Raw genomic sequence first — 17818 nt, 5'->3', positions numbered from 1 at the left:
CTAGTCGCGGATCGCGATCAGGGACTTGGTCAGGAAGAGGACCTTTTCATCCACGTGCCGGGCGTCGGGGTAGAGGAAGGTGAACTGGGCCTTGTCCAGCAGCCGGGCGTGCTGGACGTCGCGCATGGCCGCGCCGATGTCCGGGGCCTTTTCCGAAAAGCCGTGCGGGCGCTTCATCAGCAGCTTGGCCCGTGTCTGCTCCGAGCGCCAATGGAAGAACGGCGAGGAGAAGTGCGGCTCGACCGGGAACCAGAAATACGGCGTCTGGACGTAGTAGCGCGGCGCCAGGCGGCGGCACTCCTTGGCGAAGGCCTCCATCCGGACCCAGTCGCCCACGTGCTCGATCACCGAGTTGGAGTGGACCAGATCGAAGCTGGCGTCGGCGTGCTCGTGCAGGTCGCAGGCGTCGCCGACCGCGGCGGTGAACAGCGGGTCGTCCACGGTGAACGGCTGCGGGTTGAACAGGCTGACATGGACCTTGTTCGCCTCGAGGAATTTCCGGTCGAACAGGATGTTCCAATAGGTCGGCTCGCCTCCGAGGTCGGCGATGCGGCATTGGCCGCGCTCGGCGAAGGTCTTCTCGATCAAGGCGACCACGCGCGCGGCCCGCGCCCGACGGAAACGCGCCGACAGCGAGTTCTCGCTGTCCATGTCCTGGAGGGCGTGGATCAGTTTCATAGCGCCACCTTGTCGCAGGCCGCTTGAGATTTCGTGAAGCGAACAACGGTTACCCAGCCCGCTCTTCCCGGCGAAAGCCGGGACCCAGGTTCATCCGGAGAATCTTGGGTGTTCGCGCCTGTTGTCCGCGGAATGTCGGGAGGAACCCTGGGCTCGATCTGGGCCCCGGCTTTCGCCGGGGAGAGCGGAAGAGGGAGGTCAGCCCGAAAGCACGTCCGCCAGCGCCTGGAACATCGGCTTGGGCCGTCCGGCGTCGTCGAGCGGCAGGCCCTGGTCGGTCGGACGCTGGCCCGACTGGCCGCGCAGCCAGCTGTCGCGATCGCGCAGGCCCCAGACGGTGAAGGCGAAACGCTGCTCGCGCGGCAGCGCCATATAGACCTCGGCCAGCTCGCGGGTCAGGTCGGCCTGGCGCTGGAGCAGGTCGGGCAGGCGCGAGAAATCCGGCTTCTCACCCAGCGAGATGTCCAATTCCGAGACGTGAATCGGCAGGCCGAAACTGGCCAGGTCGCGCATCGCCGCGCGCGCCATGCCGGGACGGGTGAAGTCCAGGTCCAGATGGCTCTGGGTGCCGATGCCGCCGATCGGCGCGCCGGCCTCCAGCAGCCGCTCGACCATGCGCATGAAGGTCGCGCGCTTCGTCGGATTGTTCTCGAGGTGGTACTCGTTGACGAACAGCACCGCGTTCGGATCGGCCTCCTTGGCGTGGTGGAAGGCCAGGACCATGTGCTCGTCGACGCCCAGGTTGCGGGTCCAGATCGACTGGCGCAGCTCGACGCCGTTGTCGGCCACCGCCTCGTTGACCACGTCCCAGCCCACGGCCTGTCCGCGATAGCGGCCGGCGACGGCCAGGATGTAGTTGCGATAGGCGTCGGCGAAGCGCTTGCCTTGGCCGTCCAGCTTCAGGAAGGCCGGCATGGCCTGGTCGTACCAGACCAGGGTGGTGCCATAGAGCCGGATCCCGTTACGCCGCGCGAACTCGGCGATGGCGTCGGGCCGGTCGAAGCGGAAGCTTCCATCGTCCTGGAGGATGTACTCCATCTTCATCTCCCACTCGGGCGTGAGCTGGGAGTAGTGGCGCGCGAACAGCTCGGCGAAGGCCGGGTCCTGCAGGAAGGCGTGCTGCACGCAGGCCCCGACGGGTGTCGAGGCGATCGACTTCAGGGGCGTCGTGTCCGGGGTCTGTCCGGCGGCTTCACGGCCGCAGGCGCTCAGCGCCAGGGCCGAGGCGATGGCCGATCGTCTCGTAAGAGCAAATTTCCGTGTCATCTCGGACCCTTCCTTGTCATCCCGGCCAAGCGCGAAGCGCGCCGAGCCGGGACCGCCGGAAGCGCCGGCGTTTGTCGCGGTCCCGGTCTACGCTACGCTTCGCCCGGGATGACAGTTTTCAAGGCCTATCGCCCGCCGACGGCCATGCGGCGCAGGCCCAGTTCGTCCAGCTGGGCGGCTTCGTAGGCGCCCAGCTTCTTGGCCGCCAGCACCTTGGCCTGTTCGGCGACGTGCTCGTACTTCTTGAGGTTCTCGAACGCCTCGGAGAGGGCGTCGCGGGCCCCGATCTCTTCCTGCTGGCACTGCTCGATCTGGAGCAGCATGTCGGCCCTGCGGCGCTTGTGGCCTTCACGATAGCCGATCATGTACCAGCCGGCGCTGGCGTCGCTCTCGGCGTTCTTGGCCTCGGCCTCGGCCTCGGCGTCCAGCATGGCGATGCGCAGTTCAGCCGCGACGCGGCGCTCGGTGATCTCGGCGAGGCGTTTTTGCAGCGTCTCGACCTCGTGGTTCGAGATGCGGATCAGCGAGGCGGCCCACTTGGTCATCAGTACTCACTCGCCAGGATCTGCCCCAGATATCCGAAAGAGTCGTCCAGAGAGGTTGCTTCTTCCTTATCTTGACTAAGGAAAGCCTCGATCGCCGGGTTCAGGCGGATGGCGCGGTCGACGACCTCGTCGGCCCCGGCGCGGTAGGCGCCGATGCGGATCAGTTCTTCCATGTTGGCGTAGGCGGCCATGACCTGGCGCGCGCCCTTGACGATGTCGCGCTCGTGCGGGTGCTGGCAGCCCGGCATGGTCCGGCTGATCGACTTCAGCACGTTGATGGCGGGGAAGCGGCCGCGCTCGGCGATCGCGCGCTCCATGACGATGTGGCCGTCCAGGATGCCGCGCGTGGCGTCGGCGATCGGCTCGTTATGGTCGTCGCCGTCGACCAGGACGGTGAACAGGGCGGTGATCGGGGCGGCCGTGGTGCCGTCCGGACGGATCGGACCCGGCCCGGCGCGTTCCAGCAGCTTGGGCAACTCGGTGAAGACGGTGGGCGTATAGCCCTTGGTGGTCGGCGGCTCGCCGGCGGCCAGGCCGATCTCGCGCTGGGCCATGGCGAAGCGGGTCACAGAATCCATCAGGCACAGGACTTCCTGGTCCTGGTCGCGCATGTACTCGCTGATCGCCAGGGTCATGTAGGCGGCCTGGCGGCGGGTCAGGGCCGGCTCGTCCGAGGTGGCGACCACGACGACGGCGCGGCGCAGGCCTTCCTCGCCCAGGGTCTCCTCGACGAACTCGCGAACCTCGCGGCCCCGCTCGCCGATCAGGCCGACGACGACGGCGTCGCAGGTGGCCTCCTTGGCCAGCATCGACAGCAGCACCGACTTGCCGACGCCCGAGCCGGCGAAGATGCCCAGGCGCTGGCCTCGGCAGGTGGTGGTGAAGACGTTCATCGAGCGCACGCCCAGATCCAGGCGCTCGCCCACCCGGCCGCGGGCGTGGGCCGGCGGCGGCGAGGTCTTCAGCGGATAGGGAACCTCGCCCTGCGGCAGCGGACCCAGGCCGTCGATCGGCTCGCCGAAGGCGTTGATGATGCGGCCCAGCCACGCCTTGGTCGGGCGGACGACCGCGCCTTCCGGCATGAAGCGGATCTCCGCGCCCGGGCCGACGCCCTCGACGGGGCCGAAGGGCATGAGCAGGGCGCGGGTCTCGCGAAAGCCGACGACCTCGGCCGGCAGCGGCTTTTGGCCGGGGCGCTGGATCTCAACCCGGGCGCCGACCGACAGCCGAGTCAGGCCGCCACGGACCTCGATCAGCAGACCATTCACGGCGGCGACGCGGCCATAGATGGTCAGCGGATCGATACGTTCGACGGCGGCGATGAGGCTACGCAAGACGGCTCCCACAACTGAGCCGCCAGACTCGGCGATCGTGGTTAACCGGGTGTGAAGTCAGCTCTTCGGAAGCGGCTTCCCTGGTGCGACCAATTGGTCGGTGAAGAAGCGGGTCACCTGGGCGTCGAAGTCGCGGTGGAAGGCCCGGCGGTCGAAGCCCGGCGCGCTGGCGCAGAGATATTGGAGGTCGGCCGGCGGCGCGGAGTCGCAGGGCGTGAGGAAGTCGAAATGCTTCGCGCCCTGGACGACATGATAGTCGTGCGGTCGGTTCAGGTTCTGGTGCACGGACTCGGCGTATTCGTCGCCGGGCAGGATCTCGTCATCGCTGGCCTTCCACAGCTGCAGCGGGACGGTGATCCCCTTCAGCCCTTCGGCCCCGAACGAGAAGCCCATGGCCGGGGCGGCCGAGACCACGGCCTTGATGCGCGGATCGTGGACCCACTTGGCCGTCAGGATGTCGGCGGGCGGCGGATTGCTGGCGGTCAGCTTGCAGTCGAAATTGGCGGGATGGGCCTTGCAGTGCGCCGCGACCTTGCGCAGGTCCGGCTCGCCGCCGGCCGCGGCCAGTACGGTGAAGCCGCCGGACGAGAAGCCGAACGCGCCGACCCGCTCGGGATCGATCTTCGCCTTCAGCGGCGAGGCGTCCAGCATCCAGCCGATCAGGGCCGACAAGGCCGCCGGGCGATCGGCCATCGCGGTGGCGCGGCTCTGGTCCTTGTAGTTGTCGCCGGGGTGGGTAAGGGCGGCGACCACGAAGCCGGCCTCCGCCAGCGCCTGGGCGGTGTCGGCATGGCCGCCGAAGAAGCCGCCGTTGCCGTGCGACATGACGATCAGCGGCAGCTGTTCGCCGACGATCGGGGCGCCGGCCGCCACGGTATGGCCCCAGCTGCCCAGGGCCATGGGCTTGGGCGCGGCGTCGGTCGGATACCAGACGCCGACCTGGACCGGCGGGCCATCGGGGCGCGGCTCCTGCAGCACCATGAAGCCGGCGTTGGCGGCGTGGGCTTGCGACGGCGCGAGGGCGGGAGCGCCAAAGGCGGCGGCCGTGACGGCGGCGATGGAGAAGAAAGCGCGGAACGACATGGGTCTGGGTGCCCTTGGGTGGTGAACGATGGCTCCGCTGTGACGGCCCGGCCGGGGGTTCGCCACCGCTCTTGCGCGAATGGGCGAATGGGTTCGCGAGCCGGCGAGTGGGCTGAGGGTTTTCGGGCTTTACAGATTTGTTCCTGTATTGTTCCATTCTGAGCGTAACTGATATGCCCTGCTCATTGTATCCAATCGGATACAGTGATCTTGTCATTGTGTATCTGATCGGATACGGTCTTGATTGAGGTCCTGGAAGCCGACGCTTTTGCTCGCTGGTTCGCCGAGCTCGGGGATGAGATCGGCCGAGCCACGATCACCGCACGCCTGTTGCGGCTGAGGCGGGGCGTATTGGGCGACATCAAATCGGTCGGTGGAGGGTCAGTGAAATCCGCGTCCACGTCGGGCCGGGTTACCGCGTCTATTTCACGCGGCGCGGCCAGGCGTTGGTCGTTCTGCTTTGCGGAGGCGACAAGGCCTCCCAGGCAGGGGATATCCTCAGGGCCAAGACGATGGCGGGTGGGCTGACGGCGGACGCGATCCAGTCGCTCCGCGAGCGTGGGAGGTGATGAGCGTGGATCTGCAGCTGAGACCGTTCGATCCAGCGAACTACATAGAGACCGATACGGAGATCACTGTCTTCCTCACCGACGCCCTGGAGAGCGGCCATGCCGGTGTGATCCTCGACGCCCTCAGTGTCGTCGCTCGCGTCAAGGGTATGACCGAGGTCGCCGAGAAGGCCGGGCTGGGGCGGGAAAGTCTCTACAAGGCCCTGAAGGACGGCGCTTCGCCACGGTTCGACACCGTCCTGCGGGTGATCCAGGCGCTGGGCTTGAAGCTGGCCGTCGCCAAGGTCTCCGAAACGGACGAAGACTCCGAAGCCGCCGCCTGAGGCGGGCGTAGCGACTCTATGTGACGTCGCTCTATACTTTTGAGGCATGAGCGCCGTCGCCGCCAATCCGCCGCTGCTGGGAACCGCCCGTGAATGGGCGATCGACCTGACCGTGGGCGTGGGGATCGGCGTGCTGCTGGGGCTGATGGGGCCGTTCGGCAGCTTCTTCAACGCCAACCCGCCGTTGAGGCTCGCCTACTGGATCGGGACCATCGCCAGCGGGATGGTGTTCTTCGGGATCGTGACGCGGCTGGCGGCCGCCGCCGCGCGACGGCTCGGCGTCCCCGACTGGGCGACGACGCCACCGGTCGTCCTGATCGGCAGCGCTATCCAGGGGATGCCCTGGCGCCCCGTCGCCATCAGCCTTTGGCCGCAGATCGACCATGCCGTGCCGCCGTTGGCTTGGTACGGCCAGTGTCTGGCCATCACGACGCCGATCGTCCTGGCCTACTACTTCATCCGCGTGCGCCCACAGGCGCACGCCCCCGCGCGTGAAGGCCTGGTTCCCGTCGAGGCTCCCGCGCCGGCCGCCGACCCCGGCGCCGTCCTCTATCTGCGGATGGAGGATCACTATGTTCGGATTCGCACCGAGCACGGCTCGCGGTTGGAGATGGGTCCCCTGGCGCGGGTCACGGCGGGGCTGGGCGGCGTCGAAGGGCTGCAGACCCATCGCTCGTGGTGGGTGGCGCGGCGGGCGATCACCGGCGTCGAGCGCGACGGCCGCAATCTGCGCCTGCGGCTGATCGACGGCGAAACGGCGCCCGTCAGCCGCGCCTCCGTGGCCAAGCTTCGGGCCGCCGGCTGGCTGGCCGAGGAAAACATCGCCTGACGCCCTGCGGCGGGGCGTCGCGCCTCTCGACGTCGCCAGGGACGCCCCCGCGAATATCGGCTGAGACGACGCAGGTCAGGCGCGAGCATGGTGTTCAAATTCTCGCGACAGAACGCCGCAATTTCGCCCCAGGAGCGAACGGCGGGCCAACTTGGCCTTAACCGCGTAACAGCGTTCGGATCGTTGCAAGCGCACGGATTTTAGGGATTTCGGACGGCGAATTAGGGTCTTGGAAAGGCCTTCCGCGGCGCCTGCGACCAATGTGACCAAGGGCGTTCAGGCCGCTTGCGCCCGATTCGCAAATCATATTAACCATTCGGCCAACGGAAACATTCACCATTAACCAGTCTTAAATTAACTCTCGGGCACAGTGGCCGAAGGGTTTATCGGCGGACTTCCGCCTAAGACGTTCGAATACGCCAGATTTGGCGTGGAGGGGCTCATGCGCGTACTGTTGATCGAGGATGACAGCGCGACGGCGCAGACCATCGAACTGATGCTGAAGTCTGAAGGCTTCAACGTCTATACGACGGATCTGGGTGAGGAAGGCGTGGATCTGGGCAAGATCTACGACTACGACCTCATCCTGCTCGACCTCAATCTTCCGGACATGAGCGGCATCGATGTTCTGCGCACCCTGCGGGTCGCGAAGATCAACACGCCGATCATGATCCTGTCGGGTTCGTCGGAAATCGATACGAAGGTGAAGACCTTCTCGGGCGGCGCCGACGACTACATGACCAAGCCCTTCCACAAGGACGAGATGATCGCCCGCATCCACGCGGTGGTCCGTCGTTCGAAGGGGCACGCCCAATCGGTCATCAAGACCGGCGACATCGTGGTCAATCTGGACGCCAAGACGGTGGAAGTGAACGGCAACCGCGTTCACCTGACCGGCAAGGAATACCAGATGCTGGAGCTGCTCTCCTTGCGCAAGGGCACGACCCTGACCAAGGAAATGTTCCTGAACCACCTGTACGGCGGCATGGACGAGCCGGAACTGAAGATCATCGACGTCTTCATCTGCAAGCTGCGCAAGAAGCTGGCGGCCTCGGCCCACGGCAAGCACCACATCGAGACGGTCTGGGGCCGCGGCTACGTGCTGCGCGACCCGAACGAGCAGGTCAACGCTGCTTAAGTCGGACGAATTTCAGTAAGCGTAACAGTACCGCGTACCCAAGACGCCCACCGGAGACGGTGGGCGTTTTCTTTTTATCGATCATACGGTTACGCTTCGGGTCCTAACCGGCGTTAACCATGCCGTGACAAAACGACCGAAGCGCCGAATAGTCCTTGCCGTCGAGAGCGCGGCTAAGCATGTTCCGGCCCGACGATTGCTGGGGGGCGACCCGGCCGTGTCATTTTGACTTGCGCGGCATCGAACCGACGGGGGCACGATGCAGGAATTTGATCCGCGACGCAGCGCGACGCGCTGGGCGCCGAGAGTCTTCACCGCCGTGGCCGGCTTGGCCGCCCTGGGTCTGGGCTGGAAGCTGACCGCCGACGACGTCACGGCGCCGATCGAGAAGGCCGCCCTGGATCCCGCCGCCCTCGTGGCCCTGCAGCATGTCGCCTTCGCCAGCGCCGAGGCCCAGCCCGGCTTCCAGCGTCCCGAGAACATCGCCGTCAAGGTTCGCCCCGGCGAGACCCTGCAAGGCGCCGTGCAGCGCGCCGGCGTGGCGCCCGAGGAGGCCCAGCAGGTGGTCGCCGCCCTCCAGGGCGCGATCGACACCGTCAACATCAAGGCCGGCATGGCCTTCGAGGCCGCGGTCGCCCAGCGCCGCAGCCAGCGTGGCCCGGCTCGCCTGATCGGCCTCTCCATGCGCACCAGCCCGTCCTCGACCCTGACCGTCTCGCGCACCTTCGACGGCGCCCTGCGCCTGCGCGAGCTGGAGGAGAAGGTTCGCGACGAGAAGAAGGTCGCCTGCGGCGAGATGAACGGCTCGTTCTACGAGAGCGTGGCCAGCGTCGGCGGCACCCCGGCGGTGATCAGCGAGGCGGCCAAGCTGTTCTCGCACAAGATCGACTTCTCGCGCGACATCCACGAGGGCGACCGCTTCTGCCTGGTGTTCGACCGCAAGGTCACCGAAAGCGGCCGCACCATCGAGGCCGGCGACCTGGAATACGCCGAGGTCAAGGGCCAGAAGTTCTACGCCTTCGACCGGAAGGACGACGACGGCAAGCCGCAGTTCTTCGACGAGCTGGGCAAGAACATCAAAGGGTTCCTGCTGCGCACCCCGGTCGACGGCGCGCGGATCACCTCGGTGTTCGGCATGCGCAAGCACCCGGTGCTGGGCTATACCCGCGCCCACCAGGGCGTCGACTTCGGGGCCGGCACGGGCACGCCGATCCTGGCCGCCGGCGACGGCGTGGTGCTGGAGGCCAAGCGCTGGGGCGGCTACGGCAACTGGCTGCGCATCCGCCATTCGGGCCAGTGGGACACCGGCTACGGCCACATCTCGCGCTACGCGCCGGGCATCCGTCCGGGCGTCCACGTGCGCCAGGGCCAGCTGGTGGCCTATGTCGGCTCGACCGGCCTCGCCTCCGGTCCGCACCTGCACTACGAGGTCTGGCTGAAGGGCCAGCGGATCAATCCCATCGGCGCCAAGGTCCCGCAGGGCACCATCCTGGGCGGCTCGGAGCTGGCCTCGTTCAAGTCGCAGAAGGCCCGCATCGACCGCCTGCTGGCCGAGGGCGGTGAAACCGTCGGCGGCGAGGACACCCCCAAGCTGGCGGTGGCGGATCTCGAAAAGGTCAAGCTGCGGTAGGTAAATCCAGATCGTGTCATCCCGGGCGAAGCGTAGCGCAGACCCGGGACCGCGACATGCGCGGAGCTTGCGGCGGTCCCGGCTCGGCGCGCTGCGCGCTTGGCCGGGATGACAGCTATCAGTTGGATCGGCTCTGGGCCGTTGAAGCTTCCAGAGCGCGCGCCTAGAAGAGCACTCGACAACCAATCGCCGTCCCGCCCACGCGGGACGGCGATGTCTTTTCCGGGTTCAGCCTTGACCACCTCGCGCCCCGACCTCTACCGCGACCGCCGCTTCGTCGTCGGCATGGCCGTGCTGTGCTGTCTGCTGTGGGGCAGCGCCTTTCCGGCGGTGAAGGCCGGCTACGCCCTGCTGCACGTGGCCAAGACCGATACGGCCGCCCAGATGCTGTTCGCCGGCTGGCGGTTCCTGGCGGCGGGCGCGATCCTGCTGATCCTGGCGCTCCTGAACCGCAAGTCGATCGCCGTACCGCGCACGCTGGTCGGGCCGGTGATCGGCCTGGGCCTGTTCCAGACCACCCTGCAGTACGTGTTCTTCTATGTCGGCCTGGCCCACGCCACGGGCGTGAAGTCGTCGATCATGAACGCCACCGGCGCGTTCTTCGGCGTGATCCTGGCCCACGTCCTGTATCGCGACGACCGCATCACGCCTCGCAAGGCCGCCGGCTGCCTGTTGGGCTTCGCCGGGGTGCTGGCGGTGAACCTGGGCGGCCCAAGGGGTGTTGGGGGCCTGGACTTCGAGTTCAGCCTGCTGGGCGAAGGCGCCGTGGTCGCCGCCGCCTTCGTGCTGGCGGCCGGCTCGATCTGGGGCAAGGGCGTCTCGCGGACGCTCGACCCGATGGTGATGACCGGCTGGCAGCTGGCGATCGGCGGGACGGCCCTGCTGGCCATCGGCGTCGCGGCCGGCGGTCACCTTTCCGGCTTCGACGCCCGCTCGCTGGCGCTGCTCGCCTATATGGCCGGCCTGTCGGCCGCCGCCTTCGCCCTGTGGAGCCTGCTGATCAAGCACAACCCGGTCGGCATGCTGGCGGTGTTCAACTTCCTGATCCCGGTGTTCGGCGTCCTGCTGTCGGCGCTGTTCCTGCACGAGCCGGTGCTGGCCTGGAAAAACGCCGTGGCGCTGGCCCTGGTGTGCGGCGGGATCTGGCTGGTGACGCGGCGGGCTTCTTCCAGACTGTCATCCCGGCCGTAGCGTAGCGAAGAGCCGGGACCGCGGCGGGCTCGGCGCTTCCGGTGGTCCCGGATCGGCCTTCGGCCGTCCGGGATGACAGGTTTATTAGTCCACCCCCGCCACCGCCAGCAGCGCCGCCAGGCCGACCTGCATGCCCTTCAGGCTCTCGCCCTTCTCGACGTCGATCCATTCGTCCAGGGCGTGGGCGCGGCCGCCCCTGCCGCCGGCGCCGATGGTCACGGCGGGAATCCCCAGGCTCATCGGCACGTTGGAGTCGGTGGAGCTGTCCTCGTGCTCGGGCTTGAAGCCCACGGCCGTGATCGCCGCCGCCGTCAGCACCACGATGTCGGCGCTGGCGGGCGTGTTCCCGGCCGGACGCTCGCCGATCACCTTGGCCTCGTAGCTGACCTTGCCGTCCTTGGTGGAGCGGGCGGCGTTCTCGCCGGTGACGGCCTTGTCGAGGATGCCGATCAGGGTCTGGTCCAGCTTGGCCAGTTCGGCCGCGCTTTCGGAGCGCATGTCGAACTCCATGAAGACCGAGTTCGGGATCGAGTTGACCGAGGTGCCGCCGCCGGTGACGCTGGCCGAATAGGTGGTCTTGGGGTCCTTGGGCGTCTGGACGGCGTAGAGATCGGTCACCGCCCGGCCCATCGCGGCCATCGGATTGACGATGCCGAACGCGCCGTAGCTGTGGCCGCCCGGGCCCTTGAAGGTGACGCGATAGCGCTTGGAGCCGACGCCCTTGTCGACGATCCGCGACGGGTCCGAGCCGTCCATCGAGAAGAAGGCGCTGATCCGGCCCTTGTACGAGCCCTTGTTGAACAGGAACCGCGTTCCACGCAGGTCGCCCGGACCTTCCTCGCCGACATTGCCGACGAACAGGATGTCGGCCTTGGTCTTGATCCCTGCCGCGTCGAGGGCGCGGACATAGGCCAGCAGGGTGGCCAGGGACCGGGTGTCGTCGCCGATGCCGGGGGCCATCAGCTTCGTTCCCTCGCGCTTGACCTTCACGTCCGTGCCTTCGGGAAAGACGGTGTCCAGGTGGGCGGCGATGACCACGAACGGACCCTTGCCCTGGGTCGCCGTCCCGGGCCGCACGCCCATCACATTGCCCTCGGCGTCCATCTCGACGTCGGTCAGGCCGTGGGCCCTCAGCATCGCCAGATAGGCCTTGGCGCGGGCCTCTTCCTTGAACGGCGGGGCGGGGATCTCGGTCAGGGTGACGATGTCGCCGACCGTGCGCGCGTAGTCGGCGTCCAGCTTGGCCACGGCCTTCTTGAAGGCGGGAGAGGCGACCAGCTTCGCCGGATCGGTCGCGGCCGAAGCGGGCAGGGCGACGAGCGCGGCGGCCAGGACGAGCAGGGAAGGGCGGAGCATGTGGCGAATCCTTGAGGTTCGCCGACGACCCTAGACTGTCATCCCGGGCGTAGCGAAGCGAAGACCCGGGACCGCCGGAAACGCGTGGCGCTTGCCGCGGTCCCGGCTCGGCGCGCTTCGCGCTTGGCCGGGATGACAGGTCTACAGCGCCAACCTCGCAACGCCGCCCATCAGCGGATCGCTGATCGAGTCCTTGCCGGTCTCCACCCGCCCGGCGAGCCGCCGCAGCCAGGTCGGATGGCCTTCCACATGGGCGGTCAGATCGTACCAGCCCTGGTGCGTGGCGAAGACGTGCTCGCGCGTCTCCTGCGCCGCCAGGGTGACGCGCCAGGGCTTGCCGGCCTCGATGACGACGGCGCGCGGCTCGGCGCCGGTATTGGTCAGGGTCAGGACGAGCGCGCCGTCCTTGGCCCGCGCGGCCAGTTCGACCGCAGCATCGTCGCCCGCGACCCGGCGGTGGAAGCCGTTCGGGCCCAGCACCCACAGGTCATGGGCGCCGGCCGGCCAGGCGTCCTCCAGCGTCGCGCCGGGCCCGACGGTGTAGCGGCGCGGGACCGCGTCCAGCCGCAGACGATCATAGACTTGCAGCACCGCCGTCGCCTCGCCGGCGTTGATGAAGGCTAGGGTCACGGCTCCGTCGCGCATCCGGGCGTCGACCGCCAGGGCGTAGGGCAGGGCGCGGGAGGGCCGGGTTCCCTTGGCCTGCTCCGGCGCGACGATGGCGTCCGGGGTCGGCGGCTTGGTGCGTCCCAGGGCGTTGGCCCGCTTGGCGTCGGGCGCGGTCGGCGGCAGCGTGGGGAAGGGCCGGTCGTTGGGGGTCTTGAAGTCGAAGCACGAGGTCAGGTCGCCGCAGACCGCCCGCCGCCAGGGCGAGATGTTGGGCTCCCGCACCCCGAACCGGGCCTCCAGGAAGCGGATCACCGAGGTGTGGTCGAAGACCTGGCTGTCGACCCAGCCGCCCCGGCTCCAGGGCGAGATCACATACAGCGGCACGCGGGGGCCCAGGCCATAGGGCCGGCCCATCAGGTCGTCGCGCTCGGCCTTCTTTTCCGTCGGATTGCGCACCAGGTGATGCTCGCCGGTCAGGTCGATGGTGGAGCCGCCCAACAGCTTGCCGGCCGCGTCGCGCGACGGCGGGGCCGGCGGGGGGACGTGGTCGTAGAAGCCGTCGTTCTCGTCGAACATCACCAGGAACACCGTCCGCGCCCAGACCTTGGGATCGGCGGTCAGGGCGTCGATGACCCGGGCGGTATAGTCCGCGCCCTGGGCCGGGCTGGACGGCATCGGATGCTCGGAATCGGCGGCCGGGGCGATGATCCACGACACCTGCGGCAGGCGTCCGGCGACGACGTCCTCGCGCAGCTTGTCCAGATGCCAGGTGGTCAGACCCAACTGCTTCAGGCGCGGATCCGACCCCGGCAGGCCCTTGAAGCTGTCGCGGAAGGTCTTGAAGCCGGCCAGCGGGTTGTCGGTGAAGTTGTCGGCCATGTCCTGGTAGATGCGCCAGGTCACGCCCGCCCGCAGCAGCCGTTCGGGATAGGTCGTCCAGCCATAGGACTCGGCCGCGCCGCCCTGCTCGGCGAAGCGGTCGTGCGAGTTCGAGATCGACGGGCCGCCGGCCTTGCCCAGCGGGTCGTTGGTCCCGGTCCACAGGAACAGGCGGTTGGTGTTGGTGCCGGTCTGGGTGGCGCAGTGATAGGCGTCGCAGAGGGTGAAGGCGTCGGCCAGGGCGAACTGGAACGGGATGTCGGCCCGCTGGAAATAGCCCATCGACCAGGGCCGCTTGGCCTCGGGCCAGCGGTCCATGCGGCCCTGATCCCAGGCGTCCTGGGCGTCGGTCCAGTTGTGCGGCGTGCCCTCGACCCGCATGTGGGCGAAGGTCTTGGCGCTGTTCAGGGCGAACGGGGCCAGCAGCTTGTCCTTGTGGGCCTGGACGAAGACCGAGGCGTCCTTGCGGCCCGGCGCGTCGCGGACCGGGATCGGGAAGCGGTCGCCGAAGCCCCGCACGCCGGCCATCGTCCCGAAATAGTGGTCGAAGCCTCGGTTCTCCTGCATCAGGATCACCACGTGCTCGACATCCTGGATCGTGCCGGACCGTACGTCGGCGTCGATCGCGGCGGCGCGGGCCAGGGCCGGCGGCAAGGCCATCGCCCCGATGGCGGCGAGCAGGCTACGGCGATCGAGCTGGGTCATGGAAAACTCCGGTAAGCTGGGCCGGAGTTAGCATGGCGTGCTTGGCGGGGATGTGACAGGGGGCGACGTTCCCTAGCCTGTCATCCCGGCCGAACCCCGGCGAAAGCCGGGGGAAGAGCCGGGACCGCGAAAAACGCCGCGCTTCCGGCGGTCCCGGCTCGGCGCGCTGCGCGCTTGGCCGGGATGACAGTTTCAACGGTCAATCAAACACGATCACCGACCGCGCCAGCTCCCCGCGCTTCAGTTCGTCGAAAGCAGAATTGACCTCTTCCAGCTTGATCCGGCGCGAGATCAGGGCGTCCAGGTTCAGCTTGCCGGCCATGTAGAAGTCGACCAGGCGCGGCATGTCGACCGGGAAGCGGTTGGAGCCCATATAGCTGCCCTGGATGCGGCGTTCGCCCAGGAAGTCGACGCCGTGCAGTTCGATCTTGGTCCCGACCGGGATCATGCCGATCACATTGGCCGTGCCGCCCCGGCGCAGCATCTTGAACGAGGCCTCCGCCGTGGCCTTCAGGCCGATGGCCTCGAAGCTGTGATGGACGCCGCCGCCGGTCAGTTCGATCACCGCCTTGGCGATGTCGTCGACCGCCGCGCCGTCGATCACGTCGGTGGCCCCGAACTGCCTGGCCAGGTCCAGCTTCGAGGCGACGCGGTCGATGGCGATGATCCGGCCGGCGCCCGCGATCGCCGCGCCGTTGATCGTGGCCAGGCCCACGCCGCCGCAGCCGATCACCGCCACGGTCTCGCCCGGGCGGACGTTCGACGTATGCATCACCGAGCCGACCCCGGTCATCACCGAGCAGCCGATCAGGGCGGCGCGGTCGAACGGCATGTCCTTGCGGATCGCCACGCAGGCGTGCTCGTGCACCAGCATCATCTCGGCGAACGACGACAGGTTCAGGAACTGGGCCATCGGGCCCCGGCCCGTGTCCGAGCCGAGATCCTCCTTGAACAGCCGCGGCTCGTCACCCTTCGCGCGCTTGGTCTCGGGGCTGACGCACAGGTTCATGTGGCCGGTCAGGCAGACCTCGCAGTGGCCGCAATAGGGGTTGAGGCAGGTGATCACGTGGTCGCCGACCTTGACGGTGCGCACCTCGCTGCCGACCGCCTCGACGATCCCGGCGCTCTCGTGGCCCAGCACGGCGGGCAGGGGATGGCTGTACGAGCCTTCGATGAAGTGCAGGTCCGAGTGGCAGACGCCGGCGGCCTTGGTGCGGATCAGCACCTCGCGCGGGCCGGGCTTGCCGATGGCCACGGTCTCGATCTCGAGGGGCTTGCCCACCTCGCGCAGAACAGCGGCCTTCATGCGTCTCTCCCTGGTTTGGAGGGAGACTAGCGTTCCGGCCCGGCGGAGCGGAAGGGGTGTTTCGAACAAATGTTTGGAGATTATCGGTGGCGGGATCTAGAGCCAGCCCGAAGCCTCACCATGTTTTCTTTCGGAGAACGGCGTCATCAAAGCTAAGCGCGCTCGGCGCGGAACGTCAGGGAGATCGGAATGGGCAAGCCCTGGTTCGGCGCCAAGGCCTACGGGATCGGCATCGCGCCGAAGAGCGTCGAAGGCTGGATCGCGACGCTGGTCTATGTCGTCGCCGTGCTCGGCGCGACCGCGATCGGCAGACGGCTGAACGCGGAGCCGTGGATGATCGGCTTGGCCGGCCTGATCCTGACGATCGCCCTGCTGGCGCTCTCGGTGATCAAGGGCGACCACCAGTCTTGGCGCTGGCGGTGGGGTGGCAAGGACTGAGGCGGCTTAAGCCGCCAGCGCCTGGGCGCGTTCCGGCAGGATGCGGCTGACGGCCAGCAGGACCGTCATCGAGCCTTCGCCGGCGGTGATCACGGCCGCGACCAGCGGCGAGTCCTCGCCGTCGCCCAGGGCCGGGGGCGGATTGATCTGGTCGGCCTCGACAGTGAAGCTGTCGCAGACGGCGTCGACCAGCAGGCCGGCGACGTCGGTCTGGTTCTCGACCACGATGATCACCTGGCGCGGGCCGTCCTCGGCCACGCCCTTGCCCAGGCGCCACGACAGGTCGATGACCGGCATGACCTGGCCGCGCAGGTTGATGACGCCGCGCACATAGGGCGGGGCGTCGGGCAGCGGGGTCGGCGGGGTGACGCCGCGGATCTCGCGGACGGCGCTGACGGGAACGCAATAGGTCTGGGCGCCGACCTCGAACGACAGGACCTGCAGGGCCTGACCTTGGGCGTACGACACGGGGTTGGACATGGCGATCTCCGCGGGCGCGAGAGCCTTTCTGGGACCCCCGTTCCCGACCACCTTCGCGCAGAAAGGTGAACAAACCGGTTCCGTCCGCCGTTGAATAATTCGTTCAGGCGCCGTTCAGGCGAGAAGTCCGATCGTCTCCGTGACGCTTGAGACGACGCGCCGGGCGCCGGGAAGCGAAGACCCAAGGAGGCTGTCATGGCCCACAAGATCATCACCACGGTCGGCCGGGTCGCCGCCGGCCTCGCTGCGCTGTCGCTGGTCGCCGCCGCGACCACGGCCTCGGCCGACTCGCGCTACTACTACCGCCACCACCACAATGGCCGGGATGGCGACGTCGCCGCGGCGGCCATCGCCGCCGGCGTGCTGGGCTTGGCCGTCGGCGCGGCCATCTCGTCGGACAACGATCACCGCCGCTACTACGACGACCGCTATGAGCGCCGCTACTACGCCCCGCCGCCCCCGCGTTACGGCTATGGCTACGGCTACGCCCCGCGTCCGTACTACGGCGATCGTGAATGCTGGACGACCCGCGACTACGACCGCTGGAACGGCGTGTATCGCGAGCGGACCGTCTGCCGCTAGGTTTTCAGAGATTGGGCCGCCGTTGTGAGCCGGCGGCCCGATACGCCGAACGCCCCTTCGGCGTTCCAAACCCCGAGGTCGTCCCTGACCTCGGGGTTTATTTTTGGCCCCTCAAAGCGGGGACTCGACTCTCTTGCGGAATGGGAACAAAAAAGGAACATTACTGTCGACCGCAGGAGGCCGCCATGTCGCTCGTCGCCCAATCCACCGTCAGCCAGAGCCCGTTCGGCGCCGGGCTGCGCCTGACCGATGATCGGCTGGACATCGCCGAGGCGGTGCTGGCCGGCGCTTGGCGCACCTTGCGCGCGGCGGGATTCGGCGAGGCCGAGGTCCAGGCTCTGTTCGACCAGATCGCAGACCGTCCGGAGGACCTGGCCCGGCGTCTGCGCAAGATGGCCAACGCGGCGGGCTAGAACCCTTCCGCCCCGTCTAACAGGGGCGAGAATCCCGTTGCTGCTTTGAGCTAGTGAAGCCGTTCCAGGAGCGCGCGCAGGATCTCCGCGCGCTGGGCCGTGTCGACCGAGATGCGACCGGCCAGTTCGCGGATGCCGGCCGGATAGGCGTCGCCGCCGTCGGCTATGGCCTTGGCCTGCTCGGCCATGCGGCGAAGGTCGCGATCGAGGCATTCGACTTCTTCGCGCGCCAGCATGCGGGCCTCGGCCTGCAAGCGCTTGACGCGCTGGCTGGTGCTTTCGGGACCGCGCCCGAGATCGTAGAGTTCCGCCACGCCCGAGACGGGCGGCACGATTTGCAACGGCTTGCCGGCCATGGATTTGGGCTCCTTGATCCGGGCTGGTTCTCGCCAACCCACACCATAACAAAGCCCGGCTTGGCGGCCCCGTTCCGTCGGTTTTTCAAAAGCGGAGCCGCGTGGCCG

Annotated in this window: 19 protein-coding genes; 9 read left to right on the top strand and 10 right to left on the bottom strand. The window is 68.0% G+C overall.

The window, feature by feature from the left end; all coding sequences use genetic code 11:
* From ABIC66_RS23490 to ABIC66_RS23470, 5 genes are all read right to left on the bottom strand, one after another.
* On the bottom strand, positions 1-678 hold the full coding sequence (locus ABIC66_RS23490) for a class I SAM-dependent methyltransferase (protein ID WP_354073664.1): 678 nt from the start codon (positions 676-678) through the stop codon (positions 1-3).
* A 198-nt stretch (positions 679-876) separates the two neighbouring features.
* Complete coding sequence (locus ABIC66_RS23485) at positions 877-1944, bottom strand: endo-1,4-beta-xylanase (protein ID WP_354073662.1); 1068 nt, start codon at positions 1942-1944, stop codon at positions 877-879.
* A 125-nt stretch (positions 1945-2069) separates the two neighbouring features.
* The gene (locus ABIC66_RS23480) at positions 2070-2489 is read right to left on the bottom strand and encodes a flagellar export protein FliJ (protein ID WP_354073660.1); all 420 of its coding nucleotides are present in this window, start codon (positions 2487-2489) and stop codon (positions 2070-2072) included.
* On the bottom strand, positions 2489-3823 hold the full coding sequence (gene fliI / locus ABIC66_RS23475; protein WP_354073658.1) for a flagellar protein export ATPase FliI: 1335 nt from the start codon (positions 3821-3823) through the stop codon (positions 2489-2491). Before fliI ends, ABIC66_RS23480 begins: the two co-directional genes overlap by 1 nt.
* Positions 3824-3880: 57 nt before the next feature.
* Positions 3881-4906 (bottom strand): alpha/beta hydrolase family protein, encoded by a 1026-nt coding sequence (locus ABIC66_RS23470; protein WP_354073657.1) that lies wholly within the window; start codon positions 4904-4906, stop codon positions 3881-3883.
* Between the two features lie 350 nt (positions 4907-5256).
* Here ABIC66_RS23470 and ABIC66_RS23465 point away from each other — a divergent pair, with 350 nt between their 5' ends.
* From ABIC66_RS23465 to ABIC66_RS23440, 6 genes are all read left to right on the top strand, one after another.
* Positions 5257-5475 carry a type II toxin-antitoxin system RelE/ParE family toxin gene (locus tag ABIC66_RS23465; RefSeq protein WP_354073883.1) on the top strand — a complete coding sequence of 73 codons (219 nt, stop codon included), beginning with the start codon at positions 5257-5259 and terminating at the stop codon, positions 5473-5475.
* Entirely contained in the window at positions 5475-5798 is a 324-nt protein-coding gene (locus tag ABIC66_RS23460) for an addiction module antidote protein (RefSeq protein ID WP_354073655.1), read from the top strand. Before ABIC66_RS23465 ends, ABIC66_RS23460 begins: the two co-directional genes overlap by 1 nt.
* 46 nt (positions 5799-5844) lie before the next feature.
* A complete protein-coding gene (locus ABIC66_RS23455; protein WP_354073653.1) occupies positions 5845-6627 on the top strand; it encodes a LytTR family DNA-binding domain-containing protein in 783 nt (260 codons plus the stop codon).
* Between the two features lie 442 nt (positions 6628-7069).
* Positions 7070-7765, top strand: a complete 696-nt coding sequence (gene ctrA, locus ABIC66_RS23450; protein WP_354073651.1) for a response regulator transcription factor CtrA — start codon at positions 7070-7072, stop codon at positions 7763-7765.
* A 259-nt stretch (positions 7766-8024) separates the two neighbouring features.
* Positions 8025-9395, top strand: a complete 1371-nt coding sequence (locus ABIC66_RS23445) for a M23 family metallopeptidase (RefSeq protein WP_354073649.1) — start codon at positions 8025-8027, stop codon at positions 9393-9395.
* A gap of 213 nt (positions 9396-9608) precedes the next feature.
* A complete protein-coding gene (locus ABIC66_RS23440) occupies positions 9609-10586 on the top strand; it encodes a DMT family transporter (RefSeq protein ID WP_502910404.1) in 978 nt (325 codons plus the stop codon).
* A gap of 84 nt (positions 10587-10670) precedes the next feature.
* Here ABIC66_RS23440 and ABIC66_RS23435 read toward each other — a convergent pair whose 3' ends face one another.
* The 3 genes from ABIC66_RS23435 to ABIC66_RS23425 form a co-directional block, all read right to left on the bottom strand.
* On the bottom strand, positions 10671-11942 hold the full coding sequence (locus ABIC66_RS23435; RefSeq protein WP_354073647.1) for a M20/M25/M40 family metallo-hydrolase: 1272 nt from the start codon (positions 11940-11942) through the stop codon (positions 10671-10673).
* A 141-nt stretch (positions 11943-12083) separates the two neighbouring features.
* Positions 12084-14135 (bottom strand): phosphocholine-specific phospholipase C, encoded by a 2052-nt coding sequence (locus tag ABIC66_RS23430; RefSeq protein WP_354073645.1) that lies wholly within the window; start codon positions 14133-14135, stop codon positions 12084-12086.
* A 199-nt stretch (positions 14136-14334) separates the two neighbouring features.
* Positions 14335-15441: a Zn-dependent alcohol dehydrogenase gene (locus tag ABIC66_RS23425; protein WP_354073643.1), complete on the bottom strand. Its 1107-nt coding sequence runs from the start codon at positions 15439-15441 to the stop codon at positions 14335-14337.
* A gap of 189 nt (positions 15442-15630) precedes the next feature.
* Between ABIC66_RS23425 and ABIC66_RS23420 the strand changes: the two genes are divergently transcribed.
* Positions 15631-15879: a hypothetical protein gene (locus ABIC66_RS23420; protein WP_354073641.1), complete on the top strand. Its 249-nt coding sequence runs from the start codon at positions 15631-15633 to the stop codon at positions 15877-15879.
* Positions 15880-15885: 6 nt separating this feature from the next.
* On the opposite strand, the gene ABIC66_RS23415 is transcribed toward ABIC66_RS23420, so the two are convergent.
* On the bottom strand, positions 15886-16359 hold the full coding sequence (locus ABIC66_RS23415; RefSeq protein ID WP_354073639.1) for a chemotaxis protein CheW: 474 nt from the start codon (positions 16357-16359) through the stop codon (positions 15886-15888).
* A 195-nt stretch (positions 16360-16554) separates the two neighbouring features.
* Here ABIC66_RS23415 and ABIC66_RS23410 point away from each other — a divergent pair, with 195 nt between their 5' ends.
* Both ABIC66_RS23410 and ABIC66_RS23405 read left to right on the top strand, forming a co-directional pair.
* Positions 16555-16941, top strand: coding sequence for a hypothetical protein (locus tag ABIC66_RS23410; RefSeq protein WP_354073637.1), 387 nt, complete (start codon positions 16555-16557; stop codon positions 16939-16941).
* A gap of 185 nt (positions 16942-17126) precedes the next feature.
* Entirely contained in the window at positions 17127-17354 is a 228-nt protein-coding gene (locus ABIC66_RS23405; RefSeq protein WP_354073636.1) for a hypothetical protein, read from the top strand.
* Positions 17355-17404: 50 nt separating this feature from the next.
* Here the strand turns inward: ABIC66_RS23405 and ABIC66_RS23400 are convergent, their stop codons facing one another.
* The gene (locus ABIC66_RS23400; protein WP_354073634.1) at positions 17405-17710 is read right to left on the bottom strand and encodes a hypothetical protein; all 306 of its coding nucleotides are present in this window, start codon (positions 17708-17710) and stop codon (positions 17405-17407) included.
* Positions 17711-17818: the final 108 nt, after the last annotated feature.

The sequence above is a fragment of the Caulobacter sp. 1776 genome (assembly GCF_040545685.1).
In the GTDB taxonomy this organism is placed as follows: domain Bacteria; phylum Pseudomonadota; class Alphaproteobacteria; order Caulobacterales; family Caulobacteraceae; genus Caulobacter.
The sequence above is the reverse complement of the archived record's forward strand: the minus strand, read 5'-3'. Positions and strand labels throughout refer to the sequence as shown.

Excerpts from the sequence above, each read along its gene's own strand:
- ABIC66_RS23420 (WP_354073641.1), top strand. The coding sequence starts at position 15,631 with ATGGGCAAGCCCTGGTTCGGCGCCAAGGCCTACGGGATCGGCATCGCG.
- ABIC66_RS23415 (WP_354073639.1), bottom strand. The coding sequence starts at position 16,359 with ATGTCCAACCCCGTGTCGTACGCCCAAGGTCAGGCCCTGCAGGTCCTG.
- ABIC66_RS23405 (WP_354073636.1), top strand. The coding sequence starts at position 17,127 with ATGTCGCTCGTCGCCCAATCCACCGTCAGCCAGAGCCCGTTCGGCGCC.
- ABIC66_RS23460 (WP_354073655.1), top strand. The coding sequence starts at position 5,475 with ATGAGCGTGGATCTGCAGCTGAGACCGTTCGATCCAGCGAACTACATA.
- ABIC66_RS23480 (WP_354073660.1), bottom strand. The coding sequence starts at position 2,489 with ATGACCAAGTGGGCCGCCTCGCTGATCCGCATCTCGAACCACGAGGTC.
- ABIC66_RS23410 (WP_354073637.1), top strand. The coding sequence starts at position 16,555 with ATGGCCCACAAGATCATCACCACGGTCGGCCGGGTCGCCGCCGGCCTC.
- ABIC66_RS23435 (WP_354073647.1), bottom strand. The coding sequence starts at position 11,942 with ATGCTCCGCCCTTCCCTGCTCGTCCTGGCCGCCGCGCTCGTCGCCCTG.
- ABIC66_RS23445 (WP_354073649.1), top strand. The coding sequence starts at position 8,025 with ATGCAGGAATTTGATCCGCGACGCAGCGCGACGCGCTGGGCGCCGAGA.
- ABIC66_RS23470 (WP_354073657.1), bottom strand. The coding sequence starts at position 4,906 with ATGTCGTTCCGCGCTTTCTTCTCCATCGCCGCCGTCACGGCCGCCGCC.
- ctrA (WP_354073651.1), top strand. The coding sequence starts at position 7,070 with ATGCGCGTACTGTTGATCGAGGATGACAGCGCGACGGCGCAGACCATC.
- ABIC66_RS23440 (WP_502910404.1), top strand. The coding sequence starts at position 9,609 with ATGTCTTTTCCGGGTTCAGCCTTGACCACCTCGCGCCCCGACCTCTAC.
- ABIC66_RS23400 (WP_354073634.1), bottom strand. The coding sequence starts at position 17,710 with ATGGCCGGCAAGCCGTTGCAAATCGTGCCGCCCGTCTCGGGCGTGGCG.
- ABIC66_RS23485 (WP_354073662.1), bottom strand. The coding sequence starts at position 1,944 with ATGACACGGAAATTTGCTCTTACGAGACGATCGGCCATCGCCTCGGCC.
- ABIC66_RS23425 (WP_354073643.1), bottom strand. The coding sequence starts at position 15,441 with ATGAAGGCCGCTGTTCTGCGCGAGGTGGGCAAGCCCCTCGAGATCGAG.
- ABIC66_RS23430 (WP_354073645.1), bottom strand. The coding sequence starts at position 14,135 with ATGACCCAGCTCGATCGCCGTAGCCTGCTCGCCGCCATCGGGGCGATG.
- ABIC66_RS23490 (WP_354073664.1), bottom strand. The coding sequence starts at position 678 with ATGAAACTGATCCACGCCCTCCAGGACATGGACAGCGAGAACTCGCTG.
- ABIC66_RS23455 (WP_354073653.1), top strand. The coding sequence starts at position 5,845 with ATGAGCGCCGTCGCCGCCAATCCGCCGCTGCTGGGAACCGCCCGTGAA.